Here is an 18,175-nt window from a genome sequence, read left to right as displayed (position 1 = left end):
TATTATATATTTTGTATTCTGTTTTGTCTTATTTATTTTTTCCAACTTGCCCTACTGATCACTATAAACTGACCACTGCACACTTTACTCTGCGTTATCTAAAAAATCTTTAATCTTGTCCACATAGCGGTCAAAAAACGAGCGTCTGATTTTACTTTCCGTAGTTTCAGGTTCAGGCTTTTCTTCTACTATTACTTCATTGGTAATCTCTTCCTCTTTAGGTTCAAAAACCGGTTGTTGAATGGTTTGTCTTGGCGCTTCAGTAGCTACCTCTTTTAATTCAATTTTGTAAGCACTGTTCGAATTGTTTTCGATGCTGTTCATAACCAATCCTACTGCGGTAGCATATAACGGACTTGAAATTTCTTCACCCGAATTGCCTGCCAAATGCTCATTTGGATAACCGATTCTGGTGTCCATTCCTGTGATGTATTCCACCAATTGTTTGATGTGTTTCAATTGGGAACCACCACCAGTTAAAACGATTCCGGCAATCAATTTCTTGCGTGGATCTTCGTGTCCGTAGGCTTTAATTTCGGTGAAAACCTGCTCGATAATTTCCACTACTCTGGCGTGAATAATTTTCGATAAATTCTTAAGCGAAATCTCTTTGGGATCTCTTCCGCGTAAACCCGGAATGGAAACAATTTCGTTGTCTTTATTTTCTCCCGGCCATGCAGAGCCGAATTTAACTTTTAATAACTCTGCCTGTTTTTCAATAATTGAACAACCTTCTTTGATATCATCGGTAATTACGTTTCCTCCAAAAGGTACAACCGCTGTGTGGCGAATGATTCCATCTTTGAAAATGGCCAAATCTGTGGTTCCACCACCTATGTCAATCAACGCTACTCCGGCTTCTTTTTCTTCCTGACTCAAAACCGCATCGGCTGAAGCCAAAGGTTCCAAAGTCAATCCTGACAATTCAATGCCTGAACTTTGAATACATCTTCCAACATTTCTGATAGAAGACGCTTGTCCGACTACCACGTGGAAACTCGCTTCCAATCTGCCACCGTACATTCCGATGGGTTCTTTGATTTCCGATTGCCCGTCGATTTTAAATTCTTGTGGCAATACGTGGATAATTTCTTCTCCCGGTAGCATTGCCAATTTGTTTACTTGGTCGATTAACAATTGGATGTCTCTTCCGCTAATTACTTCTTCAGGGTTTGTTCTGATTACGTAATCGGTATGTTGTATGCTTCTGATGTGTTGTCCGGCAATACCAACCACCACATCGTTTATTTTATAACCTGAATTATTTTCTGCTTCAAGAACTGCTTGTTGAATGGATTGAATCGTTTGCGTGATATTGTTAACAACGCCACGAGCCACACCAAGACTTTTGGATTTTCCGACACCCAAAATTTCCAATTTTCCGTACTCATTTTTCTTGCCAATCATGGCCACAATCTTGGTTGTCCCAATGTCTAATCCGACTGCAATATTCTCTTTTTCCATAATCTTCTATTTAATGCACACCACTTGCTTGGTAAACTTCAAATTAATTCTTCGGTACTTGTCCAAAGTGCTATCTAAAACCGCCTTTTGAAAAAAGGCTTTGTAATTCTTAAATTTTCTTTCGATGTTGATAGTTCTGCCAAAATCGATTTGATAATCGTAATTTCTGTTCGCCATAATTAAGCCACCGCTAGGCAAAACTTGAACACCTATGATATTTTTTTTCAAAAAATCATCTTCCGCAATCATCCCTAAAACTTCAGATAATTTTTCCTTTTTTACTGCTGTAATTTCCCCCGATAGTAGTGGCACTCTGGCGGTGTAATTATCTGATAACGGCATTTTATTTCCCTCATTATCAATATAAAAAGAACCCGTTTCGTCAAACACTCTGCCTACTGGTGTTTTTTGTTCCACCACTGCTTTTAAAACCCCATCAACACTGATAAAAACATCCGCTTTTTGAATCATTTGATGACTACTAACGGATTTTTCCAATTTATTCAAATCTAAACCATCTTTATTGATAGTTTTTAGGTCCTGATTTTTTTCTATTAACAATTTATTAACCATTTCCGGCTTCAAAAAAAGAGTGTTTTCACCTACAAAAACCACTTCGGTTTTCGATATTTTTCTCATAGTATTTCGGTGCGAAGTGAAGGAAAATAGGAAGATAACGACCGAAATCATCAATACTAATCTGATATTTGTCCAAGTGAAAATTCTCATGATAAAGCCAATTTAATTTTTGGAACTATTTCACCAATGTCTCCTGCGCCGATGGTGACAATTATTTTAGCGCTACTATTCAAAATTGAAGGAATTAATTCGCCTTTTGTAACCAATTTTTTATTGTTATTTTCCATTTTGGAAAGCAACCAACTTGAGGTAATTCCTTCCATCGGTAATTCTCTGGCGGGATAAATATCTAACAACAAAATTTCGTCGAATTGCGACAAACTTTTGGCAAAATCATCGGCAAAATCTTTCGTTCTACTGAACAAATGCGGTTGGAAAATCGCCAATACTTTTTGGTTCGGATACAACTCACGAACCGCTTGATGCACTGCGTTAATTTCTGTAGGATGATGCGCATAATCATCTATATAAACCAAGTCATTTGTTTTGATTTGATAAGAAAATCTGCGCTGAATTCCTTTAAATGAAGCCAAGGCTTTAGCAATGGACTCGGTCGGGGTACCAAAAGTCTTAGACATTGCTAAAGCCATCAAGGCATTCATTAAATTGTGTCTTCCGGGCAAACCAAATTTCAAATCACGGATTGTTTCCGACGGCGTTTGCACATCAAAAACATAGAATCCGTTTTCAATTCGGATGTTGAAAGCTTTATAGGTTGATTCTTCATCGATTCCAATGGTTAGACCTTCTAGCGGTAAACCTTTCGGAACGAATAAATTGTTATTATCTTCTACTTTATCGGCAAATTCACGGAACGAATCTTCAATCGCAGTTGCATCGCCATAAATGTCTAAGTGATCTGCATCCATTGAGGTTACGCAAGCAATATTCGGATGCAAATGCAAAAACGAGCGATCGAATTCATCGGCTTCAACTACCGTCACAGTTTTCCCGTTTCCGATTAAATTGGAATGGTAATTTTCTACAATTCCACCTAAGAAAGCCGTAACATCTGCTCCACTTTCGTAAAGAATGTGACCGAGTATGCTCGAAGTCGTTGTTTTTCCGTGCGTTCCGGCAACGGCGAAACAAAATGTGTCTTTGGTGATGATGCCTAAAACCTCGGCGCGTTTCTTAACTACATACTCTCTTTCTAAAAAGTAGTTCCATTCTGAATGGGTTACCGGTACTGCCGGAGTGATGATTACCAAAGTATTTTCGGTGTAATAATCGCTTGGAATTAAACCAATATTGTCTTCAAAATGAATATTCATTCCGGCCGCAATCAATTCGTCGGTTAACATGGTTGGCGTCTTGTCATAACCAGAAACATTTTTACCAATGTTTTGGAAATAACGCGCCAAGGCACTCATTCCGATGCCTCCGATGCCGATGAAATAGACGTTGTGGATTTGGTTTAGGTTCATTTTAAATTTCAATTTCAAAATTCAATGTCAAAATTCAATATTGATGATTGCTATTGACATTGTTATTGCTATTTTATCAGTTTTATTATTTCTTCTACTATATCTTTTGTGGCGTTGGGTTTGGCCAATTTTTTAATGTTTTGGCTCAAATCTTTCTGTAATTCTTCATTTGAAATCAAATCTGAAAACGTGGTCTCAAATTTTTCATCCAGTTCATTTTCTTTTAAAAGAATCGCGCCATTTTTATCTACTATGGCTTTGGCATTTTTAGTTTGATGGTCTTCGGCCACATTGGGTGACGGAATGAAAATGGTTGGTTTCCCGACCAAACACAATTCCGAAACAGATGAAGCTCCGGCTCGTGAAATCACAAAATCGGCTGCGGCATAAATCAAATCCATTCTGTCAATAAAGGCAACGACTTGCACGTTTTCTCTTTCATTGAAATGTTGGTAATCGTCGAAATACAATTTGCCGCATTGCCAAAAAACCTGAACACCGCTTTCCAACAGAAAATCGAGTTCTTTCGCGATTAATTGGTTTACTCTTCTGGCACCCAAACTTCCGCCTAAAACCAACAAGGTTTTTTTATTGGTATCTAATTTAAAGTAGGCTTTACCTTCTTCTGTTTTAGTTGCCACATCGAGCAAATCCTGACGCACGGGATTTCCGGTGAAAACGATTTTTTCTTTTGGAAAAAATCTTTCTAAATTTTCATAAGCCACACAAATCGCATTGGCTTTTTTGCTCAACAGTTTGTTGGTAATTCCGGGATAGGAATTTTGTTCCTGAATGACGGTTGGTATATTCAAACTATTGGCCATTTGCAATAACGGTCCGCTGGCAAAACCTCCGGTTCCGATTACTACGTCGGGTTTGAAACTTTTTATAATTTTTCGAGATTTCCACAAACTGCTAATGAGTTTAAAGGGAAACATCATATTTTGTAATGTTACTTTTCTTTGCAAACCGGCAATCCAAAGCCCTTCAATTTTGTAACCGGCTTGCGGTACTTTTTGCATTTCCATTTTGTCTTTGGCACCTACAAAAAGGAACTCTGCTTCCGGGAAACGAGACTTTAATTCATTGGCAATAGCAACCGCCGGATAAATATGTCCGCCAGTTCCGCCACCGCTTAATATGAATTTTAGTTTGCTCATTTGTTATTTTCCTTTTAAAATTGGCTCCAAAGGATTCGCTTTATCTTCAATAGAAAAGCTTTCCAATTCGGCTAGTAATGCTGCTTTTTCTGCTTCTTCCTCTTCTTGTAATTGTTTGTCAATCATTCGTTGCAAAGCGTCTTCTCTTTTTTGTTTATCGGCTAATTCTTCAGCGATTTCTTCTTCTTTTTTGGTCACACTTAAAATAATCCCGAGCGCGATACAAGTCATCCAAATGGAACTTCCACCAGAACTAATCAAGGGTAACGTTTGTCCGGTAACGGGTAATAATTCTACCGCAACTGCCATATTGGTCATTGCCTGAAAAATAATTGGAAAACCTAAACCTATGACGACGAGTTTGCCGAAAAGCGAATTAGATTTGTGTGCAGCGACTACAAATCGGAACAACAAAAGCAAGTACATAAACAAAACCAAAATCCCTCCGAACAATCCGTATTCTTCAACAATAATCGCATAAATAAAATCGGAAGACGATTGCGGCAAGAAGTTTTTCTGCACGCTTTTTCCCGGACCTAAACCATACACACCACCTGATGCGATGGCGATTTTGGCTTTCTCGATTTGGTAATCATCTTCATCGGGTTTATCGGTGGTGAAATTATCTATTCGGTTAATCCATGTATCCACACGATTGGGGAAAGCATCCGGAAACGCTTTGGCTACTAAGATGAAAAATGTTAGTCCAATAATTCCGGCACCGACGATGATTCCGATATATTTTAACGGATATTTCCCGATAAACGCCAACATCAAAACCATGGAGAATATCAATGCTGCGGTAGATAAATTTGCCGGTAAAATCAGGATTACCGTGATAAAAACTGGTGTCCATAAATCCCATAAAGACGATTGAAAAGTGATGGGTGTTTCACGGCTTTTGGATAAATATCGCGCCACAAAAACATACAAAACAATCGAGGCTAAAGTTGATGTTTGGAATGTAATTCCGATGAATGGGATTTGGATCCACCGACTTGCATTGGCTCCATCGATAATGGTTCCTTTAAGCAAAGTATAAATCAACAATATCCAAACGACCGGCAATAACAAGCGCGAAATCGTTCGGAAATAGTGATACGGCACTTTGTGGATTTTGTAAAGAATAAAAAATCCAACAAATACTTGCGCACCGTGTTTCAACAAATACGTTAAGGCATTTCCGGAACCGTGGCGCATGTAGGCCAAATTACTACTCGCACTAAACACCGGCATAAACGAAAACAACGCCAACAAGGCCACGAATGCCCAGATGACTTTATCTCCTTTTAAGCTGTGAATTAGTTCTTTCATCTTAATATTAAATTTTAGATTTTAGATATTAAATATTTATGTTTTGTTGTTCAATCGGTTGTTTACTGTTTTTAAGGTTGAAACGAAAATTGCCACTAGTTCACTTGATTCTTTTAGAGAAAATTCTAATTCTGATTTACTTATCCAGTTCATTTCGGTTATAATTTCAAGCCAAAATTGAGCTTCATCAACTTCTTCTAAAACAATATTCAACTTTGCTACAAACTCTTTATCACTTCTTGCTCTACAAACCGCTCTATAATTTGCTCCAACAGAAGTTGCACTCTTAGCCAATTGATTAATGACAACTCTTGATGAAATTGAATTCGGCATTTTCTCGACTAAATTTAAAATCAGTAAAGAGAATTGCTTAGTTCTATTTTTTAACTCATCGTTTGTCATATTTGATATTTAATATCTAATATTTTATATTATAAATTCTGTACGGCTACTTTAAACTGATTTCCTCTGTCTTCGTAGTTTTGGAACAAATCAAAACTCGCGCAAGCCGGAGATAATAAAACAGCGTCGCCTTTTTCGGTTAGATGTTTGGCTGTATTTACCGCATCACGCATATTATCTACTTCTACCATCATATCGACTACATCACTGAACGCGTCGATGATTTTTTTGTTATCTAAACCAAGGCATATAATTGCTTTTACTTTTTCACGAACTAAAGGCATCAGCTCGCTATAATCGTTTCCTTTGTCAACCCCACCGACAATCCAAACCGTTGGAACCGTCATGCTGTCTAAAGCGAAGAAAGTCGCGTTTACATTGGTCGCTTTGCTATCGTTGATGTACTGCACATTTTGAATTTTGAGTACTTTTTCCAAACGGTGTTCTACGCCTTGGAAATTGGACAAACTCTCGCGAATGGTTTGCTTTCTGATTTTCATCAATTGGGCGACAGAAGTGGCAGCCATAGCGTTTTTCATGTTGTGTTTTCCTTCCAAAGAAATGTCCGCTGTTTTCATTTCAAATTCCTCGTTGTTGATGATGATGTCCATAGTATCGTTTTTTATAAAGGCTCCGTTTTCAAAAGTTTGTAATAGTGAAAATGGAATTAATTGTGCTTTTGTTTTGTTATTCTGTAACCATTCTGAAATCGCTTCGTCATCAGCGTCGTAGATGAAAAAATCATCCTCAGTTTGGTTCATGGTTATTCTAAATTTTGACGCAATGTAATTTTCATATTTGTACTCATATCGGTCCAAATGATCCGGACTGATGTTGGTTAGGATTGCTATGTCGGGCTTGTAATTTATTATTCCGTCCAATTGAAAACTACTCAATTCCAACACATAGCAATCGTAGTTTTCTTCGGCTACTTGCCAGGCAAAACTCTTGCCGATATTGCCACCCAATCCTACATTCAATCCGCCTTCTTTCAGTAAATGGTAAGTCAACATTGTTGTGGTTGTTTTACCGTTACTTCCGGTGATTCCGATGGTTTTGGCGTCGGTAAACGGATAAGCAAATTCTATTTCGGAAATGACTGAAATTCCTTTTTCCAATAGTTTTTTTACCAATGGCGCTTTCTCAGGAATTCCGGGACTTTTCATGACTACATCGGCATTGAGGATTAATTCCTCTGTATGCTTTTCGTCTTCCCATTTAATTTCATATTTATTCAGAACGTCTCTGTAATTTTCTTTTATTTTCCCCATATCGGATACAAAAACATCGTATCCTTCTTTCTTTCCTAAAATGGCGGTTCCAACCCCACTTTCTCCTCCGCCAAGTACAACCAATCTTTGCATTATCTCAATTTTAAAGTCACTATAGAAACGATGGCTAATAGTATAGCAACAATCCAAAAACGGGTTACAATTTTACTTTCGTGATAACCCTTCTTTTGGTAATGATGGTGCAATGGCGACATGAGGAAAATTCGTTTGCCTTCGCCAAAGCGTTTTTTGGTGTATTTGAAATAGGAAACCTGCATGATAACGGATAAGTTTTCGGCAAAGAAAATGGCGCACAAAACCGGTAACAACATTTCTTTGCGAACCGAAATTGCCAAAACCGCTATAATTCCGCCAATAGTTAAACTTCCTGTATCACCCATAAATACTGATGCCGGGAAAGAATTGTACCAAAGGAATCCGATTAAAGCTCCGACGAATGCCGAAATGAAAACCGTCATTTCACCAGAATTTGGGATGTACATAATATTTAAATAGCCTGAAAGAATCACGTTACCCGAAACGAAAGTGAAAATTCCCAATGCGAGTACCGAAATGGCTGAAGTTCCGGCGGCTAATCCATCGATACCATCGGTTAAATTGGCTCCATTGGAAACTGCAGTGATGATAAAAATTACGATTGGAATAAAGATTAACCATGCCCAGTTTTCATAACCTTCACCTGTCCATTCAATGAATTTGGCATAATCCAACTCATTGTTTTTGGTGAAAGGAATAGTTGTCGTTGTTGATTTGTGCTCAATAGGTGTTTGAGAAATTACGTTTTCTGTTTGGTTTACAGTAGTTACGGCTTTTTCTCTAACGGTTACGCCCGGATGAAAATACAAAACCGAACCTACGATTAATCCTAAACCTACTTGCCCGATTACTTTGAAAATCCCTTTTAACCCTTGTTTGTCTTTTTTGAAAATTTTGATGTAATCATCAATGAATCCGATAGTTCCCATCCAAAGTGTGGTTACTATTAAAAGGATGATGTAGATATTATTCAACTTCGTCAAAAGAATTACCGGAATCAATGTAGCGATAATGATGATTAATCCACCCATCGTTGGTGTTCCCGCTTTTTCATTTTGCCCTTGTAATCCCAATTCTCTAACCGTTTCCCCTACTTGTTGGTTTCTCAAAAAGTTGATGATTTTTTTACCGTAAATGGTTGAAATCATCAAGGAAAGAATTAGTGCTAAAGCCGAACGAAAAGTAATGTATTGGAAAACTCCGGTTCCCGGAACATCCATGGTTTTGTCGAGGTATTCAAATAAATAATATAACATAGGTTTATTTGTTTAGCTGTTCTAATAGTTCTTTTACAATTTTCATATCGTCAAAATCATGGCGAACACCTTGAATTTCCTGATAGGTTTCGTGTCCTTTTCCGGCAATTAGGATGATGTCATTTGGGCTTGCCAATTGACAAGCGGTTTTAATGGCTTGTTTTCTATCGACAATCGACAAGGTTTTTTTGTGATTTTGTGGCTCAACGCCTTTTTCCATATCGGCTATTATGTCAATAGGATCTTCGGTTCTTGGATTGTCAGACGTGATTATAACCTGGTTGCTCATTGTGGTTGCAATGTTGGCCATGATTGGTCTTTTGGCTTTATCTCTGTCACCGCCACAACCAACAACGGTGATTAGTTTTTCGTTATTGGTGCGAATATCATTAATGGTACTCAACACATTTTCCAAAGCGTCCGGTGTGTGTGCATAATCAACGATTGCTGTGATTTTTTGGCTGGAAACGATAAATTGGAATCGACCCGAAACACTTTCTAATTCAGAAAGCAAACGCAACACTTCTAATTTATCTAAACCTAATTCAACTGCAGTTCCGAAAATCGCCAATAAATTATAGGCATTGAAAGTTCCGATTAGTCTAACCCAAACCTCATTTTCATTGATTTTTAACAACAATCCAGACAATTGGTTTTCTAAGATTTGCGCTTTATAATCGGCATAAGATTTTAGCGCATAGGTCAGTTTTCGGGCAAAAGTGTTTTGCAACATTACCAATCCGTTTTTATCATCGATATTGGTCAAGGCAAAAGCCGTTTTTGGCAAATGGTCAAAAAATGATTTTTTTACATCTCTGTATTCGGCGAAAGTTGGATGATAATCTAAATGGTCGTGTGACAAATTGGTGAAAACACCACCGGTAAAGTGTAACCCTTCGGTACGTTTTTGGTGAATCCCGTGCGAGCTCACTTCCATAAAACAATATTCCACGCCAACTGCATTCATTTCTGCCAAATAATAATTGATGGTCAGAGAATCCGGAGTTGTGTGCGTGGCTTTGAATTCGGTATCATCCACCATAATTTTTACGGTGGATAACAAACCAACTTTGTAGCCTGCTTTTTTGAATAATTGGAACAAAAGTGAAGCAATAGTGGTTTTGCCATTCGTTCCGGTGATTCCGACTAATTTTAAATTTTGAGACGGATTACCATAATAATTAGAAGCCAAAAAGGCCAAAGCGGAATTGGTGTCTTTTACTTGTATGTAAGTCACGCCGGTCACAATAACCTCAGGCAAAGTATCACAAACGATAACGGTTGCGCCAAGATTTATCGCTTTTTCGATAAAGTCATGCCCATTAGAAACACTGCCGCGAATCGCCACAAAAACATCATTCTCCTGAACTTTTCGGGAGTCGAATTCGATTTTTCCAATAGTCATTTCGGTCGAACCTTTTACGACTTCGATAGCGACTTTGTATAATATGTCTTTTAAAATAATCACGATAATTCGAGTATGATGATTTGATTTTTACTTAAAGCTGAACCGGGTTGAATGGATTGTCTTTTTACCTTTCCAAACCCAATTACTTTTACTTTCACTTTCATGTTTTCCAAAAGCGCTACGGCGTCCATACCGCTCATGCCTTTTACATTGGGAATTGTTTTTCCGTCTGCATTCGATTTGTCTTCGTATACTTTGTATGCTTTCTCTTGCTTGGCAATTTTTTTGTTCAAATTTTTGATCTCGTTGGTAGATGGTGCATCCGTAAAAATCTTTTGAGCGACGCGTTTGAAAACCGGTCCGGCCACATCAGCACCGTAATAATTATTACCTGAAGTATTGGGCTTATGTACCACAACGATACAAGAATATTTAGGGTTTTCGGCTGGGAAAAAACCCACGAAAGAAGAGATATAATGCTTTTCGCTTCCACCGTTTTTACCATAATTGGCTTGTGCTGTTCCGGTTTTTCCGGCCATCGAGAAATCTTTGGAATACAATTTAGAACCCGTTCCTCTTTTAACAACATTTTCTAAAACCGCTTTTAGTTTCTTAACGGTTTCATCGGAACAGATTTTCGGATTGATGACTTCTTTGTTGTATTTTTTGATGGTTTTGTTCCATTCTTTGATTTCGGAAACGAATTGTGGTTTTACCATTTCACCGTTATTCGCTACTGCATTATATAAGGTCAAAGTCTGTAGCGGCGTAACGGAAACCCCGTATCCAAAAGCCATCCATGGCAAAGAAATAGCACTCCAATGTTTGTCACCGGGTTGCGGAATATAAGGTTTGCCTTCTCCTTGAAAAGGCAATCCTAATGGTTTGTTTAAACCCATTCTGTCGATTCTGTCTACGAATTCTTTTGGGTTGTTTTTATAATTTTCATAAACCGCTTGTACCAAAACGGTGTTGGAAGACACTTCAAAACCTCTTCCTAATGAAATTTTTCCGTAACCACCTTCGTGAGAATCGCGTACTTTTTTACCTCTGTATTCTACAATTCCGCCTCGACTGTCGTAAACTTTACTGGTATCTACTTTTCCGTCATCTAACAGTGCAATCATATCAACTAGTTTGAATGTAGAACCGGGTTCATGAGATTCCGCAATAGCGTAATTGGTGGTTTCGAAATAAGTTGAATCGCTTTCTTTTAGTTTCCCTAAATTGGAGATTGCTCTGATTTTTCCGGTTTTGGTTTCCATTACAATTACGCAACCGTGTTCTGCTTTGAACTCTTGTAATTGTTTTAACAAAGCATGATGCGCAATATCTTGGATATAAACATCAATAGTAGAAATCACATCATAACCATCTTGCGGATCAACTTCGTTTACATCACGGATTGGTTTCCATTGACCTTTAGCGATTTTTTGTTTTAAAACTTTACCGTCTTTTCCGTTTAAATATTTTCTGAATGACCATTCAATTCCTTTGCCGTCAGGTTTTCCTTCCGGTGTAATTCTTTCGTAGCCAATGGTTCTCTCGGCAATTTTCCCTATTGGATGTTCGCGAACGGTTTCTTGTTCGGTAATCATTCCGCCCTTATTGGCACCTAAATTGAACAATGGGAAACTTTTAATTTTCATGTATTGGGTATAACTCAGATCTCGAGCTACTAATAAATACCTGTTTTTGTTGGCTCTCGCCATTCTCAATTGCGAATGATAAAAAGAACTTGGTTTGCCTAACATTTTCGACAAAGAATCGGCTAATGGTCTAACATTTTCCTCGAAATTTTCTCCTTTTGGCGCTACAGCATCAAAACGGATGTTGTAATTGGGAATAGAAGTGGCGAGCAAACTACCGTCAGCGGAATAAATATTTCCTTTATTGGCAGGAATCACAAAGTTCTTCACCGTTCTTTCTTTGGCTAATTTTCGGTAATGGTCACCTTCAACCCACTGAATTTTAGTGAGTTTGAAAGTAATAGCCAAAGCCATCAAAAAGAGACAGAAAGCTACTAGGTAGATTCGATAAGAGATATGTTTATCTTCTACTGCCATAATTTTTGGAAAAAAGTTTTTTCGACCGGTTTTTTAATTTTTATTTTTTGTGGTGGAACCGACGAAGGAAAAATATTTCTCTCTTTCATTCTTTCGGAAACGGTCGATTCCATTTTTAATTTCATTAATTCGGAGCGTTTGTCTACAAATTCAGAACGCAATTCTTTTACTTCGTTGGTCAACTCGGCTATTCTGAAAATCTTTTGATCGTAACGGTGTTCGTTGGCAATCATCAAAATAGCAAGTACTATCAGAAATACTATGAATCGCCAATTTTTGGTAGCGTCTTCATTGACTAAGAATCGAGCTTTTAATATGCTGTAAACTCCTTTTTTCATCGTTTTTCTGCTATTCTTAATTTGGCACTTCTCGCTCTATTATTGATTTTAATTTCAGCATCATCAGGAACGATTAGTTTTCCAACTAACTTAAACGGCACAGAAAAATTTCCGAAAAAATCGCGTTCCGGTTCGCCTTCAAATAATCCGTTTTTCATGAAACGCTTTACCAGTCTATCTTCTAAAGAGTGGTAAGAAATCACGCTTAATCTGCCTTCGGGTTTCAATATTTCAAGCGATTGTTCCAAAAATTCTTTGAGCACTTCCATTTCTTGGTTGACTTCAATTCGAATCGCTTGATAGATTTGTGCCAAAATTTTATTTTTAAACTGATCGGGTAAAAATTTGGCCAAAACCATTTTCAATTCGTCAGTCGTATTGATTGTTTTGTATTCTCTGGCTTCAATAATTGTTCTTGCTATTGCCGGCGCGGCTTTTAATTCACCATAATCCAAAAACACTCTTTTCAAATTGGCATCATCGTACTCGTTAATCACTTTGTGTGCATCGAGTTCGTTTCTTTTACTCATTCTCATATCCAAATCGGCATCAAAGCGAGTAGAAAAACCTCTTTCCGGAACGTCAAATTGGTGAGATGAAACCCCTAAATCGGCTAAAATCCCGTCCACACTTTTTACTCCGTGAAATCTCAAAAAACGTTTGATATACCTGAAATTCTCATGAATTAAAGTGAATCTTTCATCGGGTAACGCATTGCCTAAAGCATCTTCATCTTGGTCAAATCCGAACAATCTTCCGTTTGGTCCTAATCGGCTCAAAATCTCTTTTGAATGTCCGCCACCGCCAAAAGTCACATCTACATAAATCCCATCCGGTTTGATATTCAAGCCATCGACAGTTTCCTTCAACAAAACAGGATTATGATATTCCATCTCCATCATCATTTATATTTCCCATTACATCTTCCGCTAAATCGGCAAAGTTGATATCATCACCTGCAATTGATTTTTCATATAAATCTTTGTCCCAAATTTCCACGATGTTCACCGCTGAGGAAAGCACGATATCTTTTGAAATGTGACCAAAAACCACTAAATCCTTCGGGATTAACAATCGGCCCAAATCATCGACTTCTACGACTTTCACTCCGGCTGTAAAACGACGGATAAAGTCATTATTTTTCTTTACAAATCGGTTGAGCTTGTTTATTTTTTGCATCATCAAATTCCATTCGGTCATTGGATATAATTCCAAACACGGCTGAAACACAGAACGCTTCAAGACGAAACCATCTTGAAGAGAATTAGCTAGTTGCTTCTTTAAAGCCGAAGGAATCATGAGTCTTCCTTTGGCGTCAACTTTGCATTCATATGTTCCGATTATGGAGTTCAATTGTTGTTTATTTTGGTTATGAGCAAAAATATAAAAATTATTACCACAATTTACCACAAAATACCACTTTGTTGATAAGTTTTACCACTTCATTCCCTTTTCAGGTAAAAACTCAATAAATTTCACTTTGTCGATTCCTTAACGAATGTTTAATGAATTGGTATTTAAGAAGAAAAAAAAGTATAAAAAACTCATTTTAAGCCATTTTGTTGCATAAAATTGATTTATCGGCATGAAAATAATTGACTATAATTTTGAAATGGACAAGTTGTTTATTCGAAAAATTATTAACGAAAAACTGCATTTTAGCAGTAAATATTCCTCTCATAACCTTATTTTTATCTTTAAAATCATATATTTGTTGCCGAGGTAAAAAGTCAAAAAAATTACATGGAAGGAAATTTTAAAAAAGAAGGCAGATACTCCTATTACGAAGCAGGAGAAGGCACACCAATCGTTGTTTTACACGGATTGATGGGCGGATTGAGTAATTTTAACGGTGTTGCCAATTATTTCTCTTCACATGGCTATAAAGTAGTCATTCCTGAATTGCCTATTTACACGCAAAACATCTTGAAAACTAATGTTAAAGCTTTCGCCAAATACGTGAAAGATTTTATTACTTTCAAAGGATTCGATCGTGTTATTCTTTTGGGAAATTCGCTTGGCGGACATATTGCTTTGTACCATTCTAAAATGTATCCTGAAAAAGTAGCTGGCTTAGTAATCACAGGAAGTTCAGGGCTTTATGAAAGCGCAATGGGCGACAGTTACCCAAAACGAGGTGATTATGAATACATTAAAAAGAAAGCAGAAGCCGTCTTTTATGACCCGAATGTTGCCACAAAAGAAATCGTTGACGAAGTTTTTTCGGTTGTAAACGATAGAATAAAAGTAATTAAAACCTTGACAATTGCCAAAAGCGCCATTCGCCATAATATGGCCAAAGATTTGCCAAAAATGCATGTGAAAACCTGTATCATTTGGGGTAAAAATGACCAAGTGACACCACCGGAAGTAGCGGAAGAATTTCATAAATTAATGCCTAATTCTGAATTGTACTGGATTGACAAATGTGGACACGCTGCTATGATGGAGCATCCCGACGAGTTTAACCGATTATTGCATGAATGGCTGAAAGAAGTTCATTTATAAACAAAAGTCCTTTTGGGACTTTTTTATTTTAATACTATCATGAAAATTACCAGTGCCGAATTTATCATCAGCAATTCTGACGTAAGCAAATGTCCAAAAGATCCTTTGCCGGAGTATGCTTTTATTGGTCGTTCCAATGTGGGAAAATCATCTTTGATTAACATGTTGACCAACCATAAAAATTTGGCTAAAACTTCCGGTAAACCCGGAAAAACACAGTTAATTAATCACTTTAAAATTAATTTAAATTGGTTTCTAGTGGATTTGCCGGGTTATGGCTATGCTCGTGTTTCAAAGAAAACCAAAGAAGTTTTTCAAGAGTTTATCACCGATTATTTTGAAAAAAGAGAGCAATTGGTTTGCGCCTTTGTTTTAATCGACATCCGATTGGAAGCACAAAAAATTGATTTGGAATTCATTACTTATTTGGGCGAGATTGAAGTGCCGTTTTGCATCATTTTTACCAAAGCCGATAAAATCAGTAAAACCAAAATAGACTCGCACATTGCGGCTTACCGCAAAGCGCTTTTGGCTAATAACTGGGAAGAAATGCCACAACATTTTGTAACCTCAGCTTTAGAATCGACCGGAAGAGATAAAGTTTTGGGCTTTATTGATGAAGTAAATGAGCAAATGTTTAAAAGTGGAAACCTGTAATTATTTACTTTTTCAATTCCAATTTCTCCGCAAAATAATCACAAAAATCTTTCATGGTATCTGCCATTTTTTCATCAGCAGTAGCACGTTGAAAAGTATCAGCCATGGCTACTAAAGTTTGGTGGAAGAATAATTTCATTTCGTCTACAGGCATATCCTTAGTCCACAAATCAATACGGAGTGTTTCTTGTGCTTTGCTGTCCCAAATGGAAAGCATCATCGCCTTGGCTTCTTCTTGTTCTACACCGCCATCTTGCGCCGTCCACAATAATTTTTCAGGCACACGGTTTTCGTCTAATTCTACAAGGAATTTTATTTCAGATTTTATGGTATTACTCATCCTTTTTGGGTTTGTATTTTGATTTTTCAAATAATTCTTTGGCATCCATTTTCAGCATGTCTTGCAAACTTACTTCATTATTTTCCATAAACGAACGCACAATCTGCCAGCCAACCCATCGCCCTACACTTCCCGGAGATTCATTGTCAACTTCGAGAAAAAATTTAGAAAACGGCGCCGGATTTATAAAGCGATTAGACAATCTTGAATCAGAACTAAAAAGCAAATCTTCTTCAATAAAATAGCGCCAAATATAGCTTTCATTTTCCTGACACCAAGTTAATTTCTCGGGCAAGTACCCAATTTTTTCAGCATCGGTATAATTGGGAAGTACCAAATCTTTTAAAAATAATTCTTTACCGTAATAAATCATTTCGCCCAACAATGTTTTATCGGTAGGCGGAGGATTTTTTAACATCGCATAGCTGGTTACGATATCCGGCATCATTTGTCGTTCTTCGAAATTTTGCCTTAGATATTTCGGAAAAGTATAGAACTTGGCCTCTTTTCCGAGATACAATTCCAAGGCAATAACTAATTTGTCATTGGCATAAATGGCTTTTTTATTATAGTCCATCTCTCCAATAACAGTGTAAACTTTTGGCAAAACTGTTTCCGGAAAATAGTATTTTAAATGTTTAAACAAGTCTTCAATTTCAGTGGTCTGCTTGCCAAAATCAGGATACTTTTTTTGCACTTCGGCATATAAATCTCGCCAATCTTTGTTTTCCATTTTCTCTATCCAAAGCTTATCATCAAACCCTTCCGGAAAGAAAAAAGGATATTCTGCTTTCAAATTAACCAATTCACTTGGCTTCGCTTCAAAAAAAGCTTGGTCAAATCTGTCGACCTTTAACACAACAGGAATTTCTTCAACTGCTTTTTCCACTTTGGATTTCTGATCACAAGAAACCAATAGAAAAAAGAACATTATAATTGCAAAATACTTTTTCATTATAAAGATTTTATATGACAAAAAGAGGATTGAAAAGTTTGTGATTTTTTACATTTGCAAATATACATTTCCGTTTCTAAAAACTTTCATAAAAAAATGGCTAAAAAAAGTAAAATCAAGGTAGGGGAAACTAACACCCATATTGTTACATGGTTAAAGGATTACGCTACAAAAGCAAAAGTAAATGGTTTTGTAATTGGCATTTCAGGAGGTGTTGATTCGGCTGTAACCTCTTCTTTGTGTGCCCAAACCGGACTAACTACTTTATGTGTAGAAATGCCGATTCACCAAGACCCAAGCCAAGTAAGTCGTGGAAGAGAACACATTGAGCAATTGAAAAAGCGATTTCCTAATGTCCAAAATGCAGAAGCGGATTTGACCGGTGTTTTTGAAACCTTTAAAAGTGCGGTTCCTAGTTCGGATAATGACACCAAACTTAATTTGTCTTTGGCGAATACCAGAGCAAGATTAAGAATGACAACCTTGTATTATTTCGCTGGGATTCATGGTTTGTTAGTGGCCGGAACCGGAAATAAAGTAGAGGATTTTGGCGTTGGTTTTTACACCAAATATGGCGATGGAGGTGTTGATTTGAGTCCGATTGCCGATTTAATGAAAAGTGATGTTTATGCTTTGGGTGCTTATTTGGAAATTCCAAAATCAATTCAGCAAGCAGCTCCGACCGATGGATTATTTGGCGATTCAAGAACCGATGAAGACCAATTGGGAGCCAGTTATGACGAATTAGAATGGGCTATGTTGGAAGCTGAAAACAATAAAAAAAGTGAAAATTTCACGGGAAGAGAGAGAGAAGTGTTTGATATTTATAAAAAGTTAAACGCTGTAAATCAACACAAAATGAACCCAATTCCTGTATGTATTATCCCAAGTTTTTTAAAATAAAGACGATTTA

18 protein-coding genes are annotated in these 18,175 nt (G+C 37.2%); 3 read left to right on the top strand and 15 right to left on the bottom strand.

Annotated elements, in window-relative coordinates; genetic code table 11:
• Positions 1–84 precede the first annotated feature (84 nt).
• From ftsA to mraZ, 13 genes are all read right to left on the bottom strand, one after another.
• Positions 85–1,464 carry a cell division protein FtsA gene (ftsA, locus tag ICG50_RS04500; RefSeq protein WP_187659727.1) on the bottom strand — a complete coding sequence of 460 codons (1,380 nt, stop codon included), beginning with the start codon at positions 1,462–1,464 and terminating at the stop codon, positions 85–87.
• A gap of 6 nt (positions 1,465–1,470) precedes the next feature.
• A complete protein-coding gene (locus ICG50_RS04495; RefSeq protein ID WP_187659726.1) occupies positions 1,471–2,193 on the bottom strand; it encodes a cell division protein FtsQ/DivIB in 723 nt (240 codons plus the stop codon).
• Positions 2,190–3,530 (bottom strand): UDP-N-acetylmuramate--L-alanine ligase, encoded by a 1,341-nt coding sequence (gene murC / locus ICG50_RS04490; protein ID WP_187659725.1) that lies wholly within the window; start codon positions 3,528–3,530, stop codon positions 2,190–2,192. Before murC ends, ICG50_RS04495 begins: the two co-directional genes overlap by 4 nt.
• Before the next feature lie 68 nt (positions 3,531–3,598).
• Positions 3,599–4,690: an undecaprenyldiphospho-muramoylpentapeptide beta-N-acetylglucosaminyltransferase gene (gene murG, locus ICG50_RS04485; protein WP_187659724.1), complete on the bottom strand. Its 1,092-nt coding sequence runs from the start codon at positions 4,688–4,690 to the stop codon at positions 3,599–3,601.
• A 3-nt stretch (positions 4,691–4,693) separates the two neighbouring features.
• Positions 4,694–6,004, bottom strand: a complete 1,311-nt coding sequence (locus ICG50_RS04480) for an FtsW/RodA/SpoVE family cell cycle protein (RefSeq protein ID WP_187659723.1) — start codon at positions 6,002–6,004, stop codon at positions 4,694–4,696.
• 36 nt (positions 6,005–6,040) lie between these two features.
• Positions 6,041–6,406, bottom strand: a complete 366-nt coding sequence (locus ICG50_RS04475) for a four helix bundle protein (RefSeq protein WP_187659722.1) — start codon at positions 6,404–6,406, stop codon at positions 6,041–6,043.
• Between the two features lie 29 nt (positions 6,407–6,435).
• Positions 6,436–7,770: a UDP-N-acetylmuramoyl-L-alanine--D-glutamate ligase gene (gene murD, locus ICG50_RS04470; RefSeq protein ID WP_187659721.1), complete on the bottom strand. Its 1,335-nt coding sequence runs from the start codon at positions 7,768–7,770 to the stop codon at positions 6,436–6,438.
• The gene (gene mraY / locus ICG50_RS04465; protein ID WP_187659720.1) at positions 7,770–8,990 is read right to left on the bottom strand and encodes a phospho-N-acetylmuramoyl-pentapeptide-transferase; all 1,221 of its coding nucleotides are present in this window, start codon (positions 8,988–8,990) and stop codon (positions 7,770–7,772) included. Before mraY ends, murD begins: the two co-directional genes overlap by 1 nt.
• A 4-nt stretch (positions 8,991–8,994) precedes the next feature.
• A complete protein-coding gene (locus ICG50_RS04460) occupies positions 8,995–10,458 on the bottom strand; it encodes a UDP-N-acetylmuramoyl-L-alanyl-D-glutamate--2,6-diaminopimelate ligase (RefSeq protein ID WP_187659719.1) in 1,464 nt (487 codons plus the stop codon).
• A complete protein-coding gene (locus ICG50_RS04455) occupies positions 10,455–12,464 on the bottom strand; it encodes a penicillin-binding protein (protein WP_187659718.1) in 2,010 nt (669 codons plus the stop codon). The genes ICG50_RS04460 and ICG50_RS04455 overlap by 4 nt, the downstream gene beginning before the upstream one ends.
• Complete coding sequence (locus ICG50_RS04450; protein ID WP_187659717.1) at positions 12,455–12,802, bottom strand: FtsL-like putative cell division protein; 348 nt, start codon at positions 12,800–12,802, stop codon at positions 12,455–12,457. The genes ICG50_RS04455 and ICG50_RS04450 overlap by 10 nt, the downstream gene beginning before the upstream one ends.
• A complete protein-coding gene (gene rsmH, locus ICG50_RS04445) occupies positions 12,799–13,707 on the bottom strand; it encodes a 16S rRNA (cytosine(1402)-N(4))-methyltransferase RsmH (protein WP_187659716.1) in 909 nt (302 codons plus the stop codon). Before rsmH ends, ICG50_RS04450 begins: the two co-directional genes overlap by 4 nt.
• Complete coding sequence (gene mraZ, locus ICG50_RS04440; RefSeq protein ID WP_187659715.1) at positions 13,682–14,155, bottom strand: division/cell wall cluster transcriptional repressor MraZ; 474 nt, start codon at positions 14,153–14,155, stop codon at positions 13,682–13,684. Before mraZ ends, rsmH begins: the two co-directional genes overlap by 26 nt.
• A gap of 390 nt (positions 14,156–14,545) precedes the next feature.
• Between mraZ and ICG50_RS04435 the strand changes: the two genes are divergently transcribed.
• Positions 14,546–15,310 (top strand): alpha/beta fold hydrolase, encoded by a 765-nt coding sequence (locus ICG50_RS04435; protein ID WP_187659714.1) that lies wholly within the window; start codon positions 14,546–14,548, stop codon positions 15,308–15,310.
• Positions 15,311–15,349: 39 nt separating this feature from the next.
• Positions 15,350–15,967 carry a ribosome biogenesis GTP-binding protein YihA/YsxC gene (yihA, locus tag ICG50_RS04430; protein WP_187659713.1) on the top strand — a complete coding sequence of 206 codons (618 nt, stop codon included), beginning with the start codon at positions 15,350–15,352 and terminating at the stop codon, positions 15,965–15,967.
• Positions 15,968–15,971: 4 nt separating this feature from the next.
• On the opposite strand, the gene gldC is transcribed toward yihA, so the two are convergent.
• Positions 15,972–16,307: a gliding motility protein GldC gene (gene gldC / locus ICG50_RS04425; RefSeq protein WP_187659712.1), complete on the bottom strand. Its 336-nt coding sequence runs from the start codon at positions 16,305–16,307 to the stop codon at positions 15,972–15,974.
• Entirely contained in the window at positions 16,300–17,262 is a 963-nt protein-coding gene (gene gldB, locus ICG50_RS04420) for a gliding motility lipoprotein GldB (RefSeq protein WP_187659711.1), read from the bottom strand. The genes gldC and gldB overlap by 8 nt, the downstream gene beginning before the upstream one ends.
• Positions 17,263–17,358: 96 nt before the next feature.
• Between gldB and nadE the strand changes: the two genes are divergently transcribed.
• Entirely contained in the window at positions 17,359–18,165 is an 807-nt protein-coding gene (gene nadE, locus ICG50_RS04415; RefSeq protein WP_187659710.1) for an NAD(+) synthase, read from the top strand.
• Positions 18,166–18,175 lie beyond the last annotated feature (10 nt).

Source organism: Flavobacterium buctense, from assembly GCF_014486695.1.
GTDB lineage: Bacteria > Bacteroidota > Bacteroidia > Flavobacteriales > Flavobacteriaceae > Flavobacterium > Flavobacterium buctense.
This window is presented reverse-complemented; position numbering and strand designations above follow the sequence as displayed.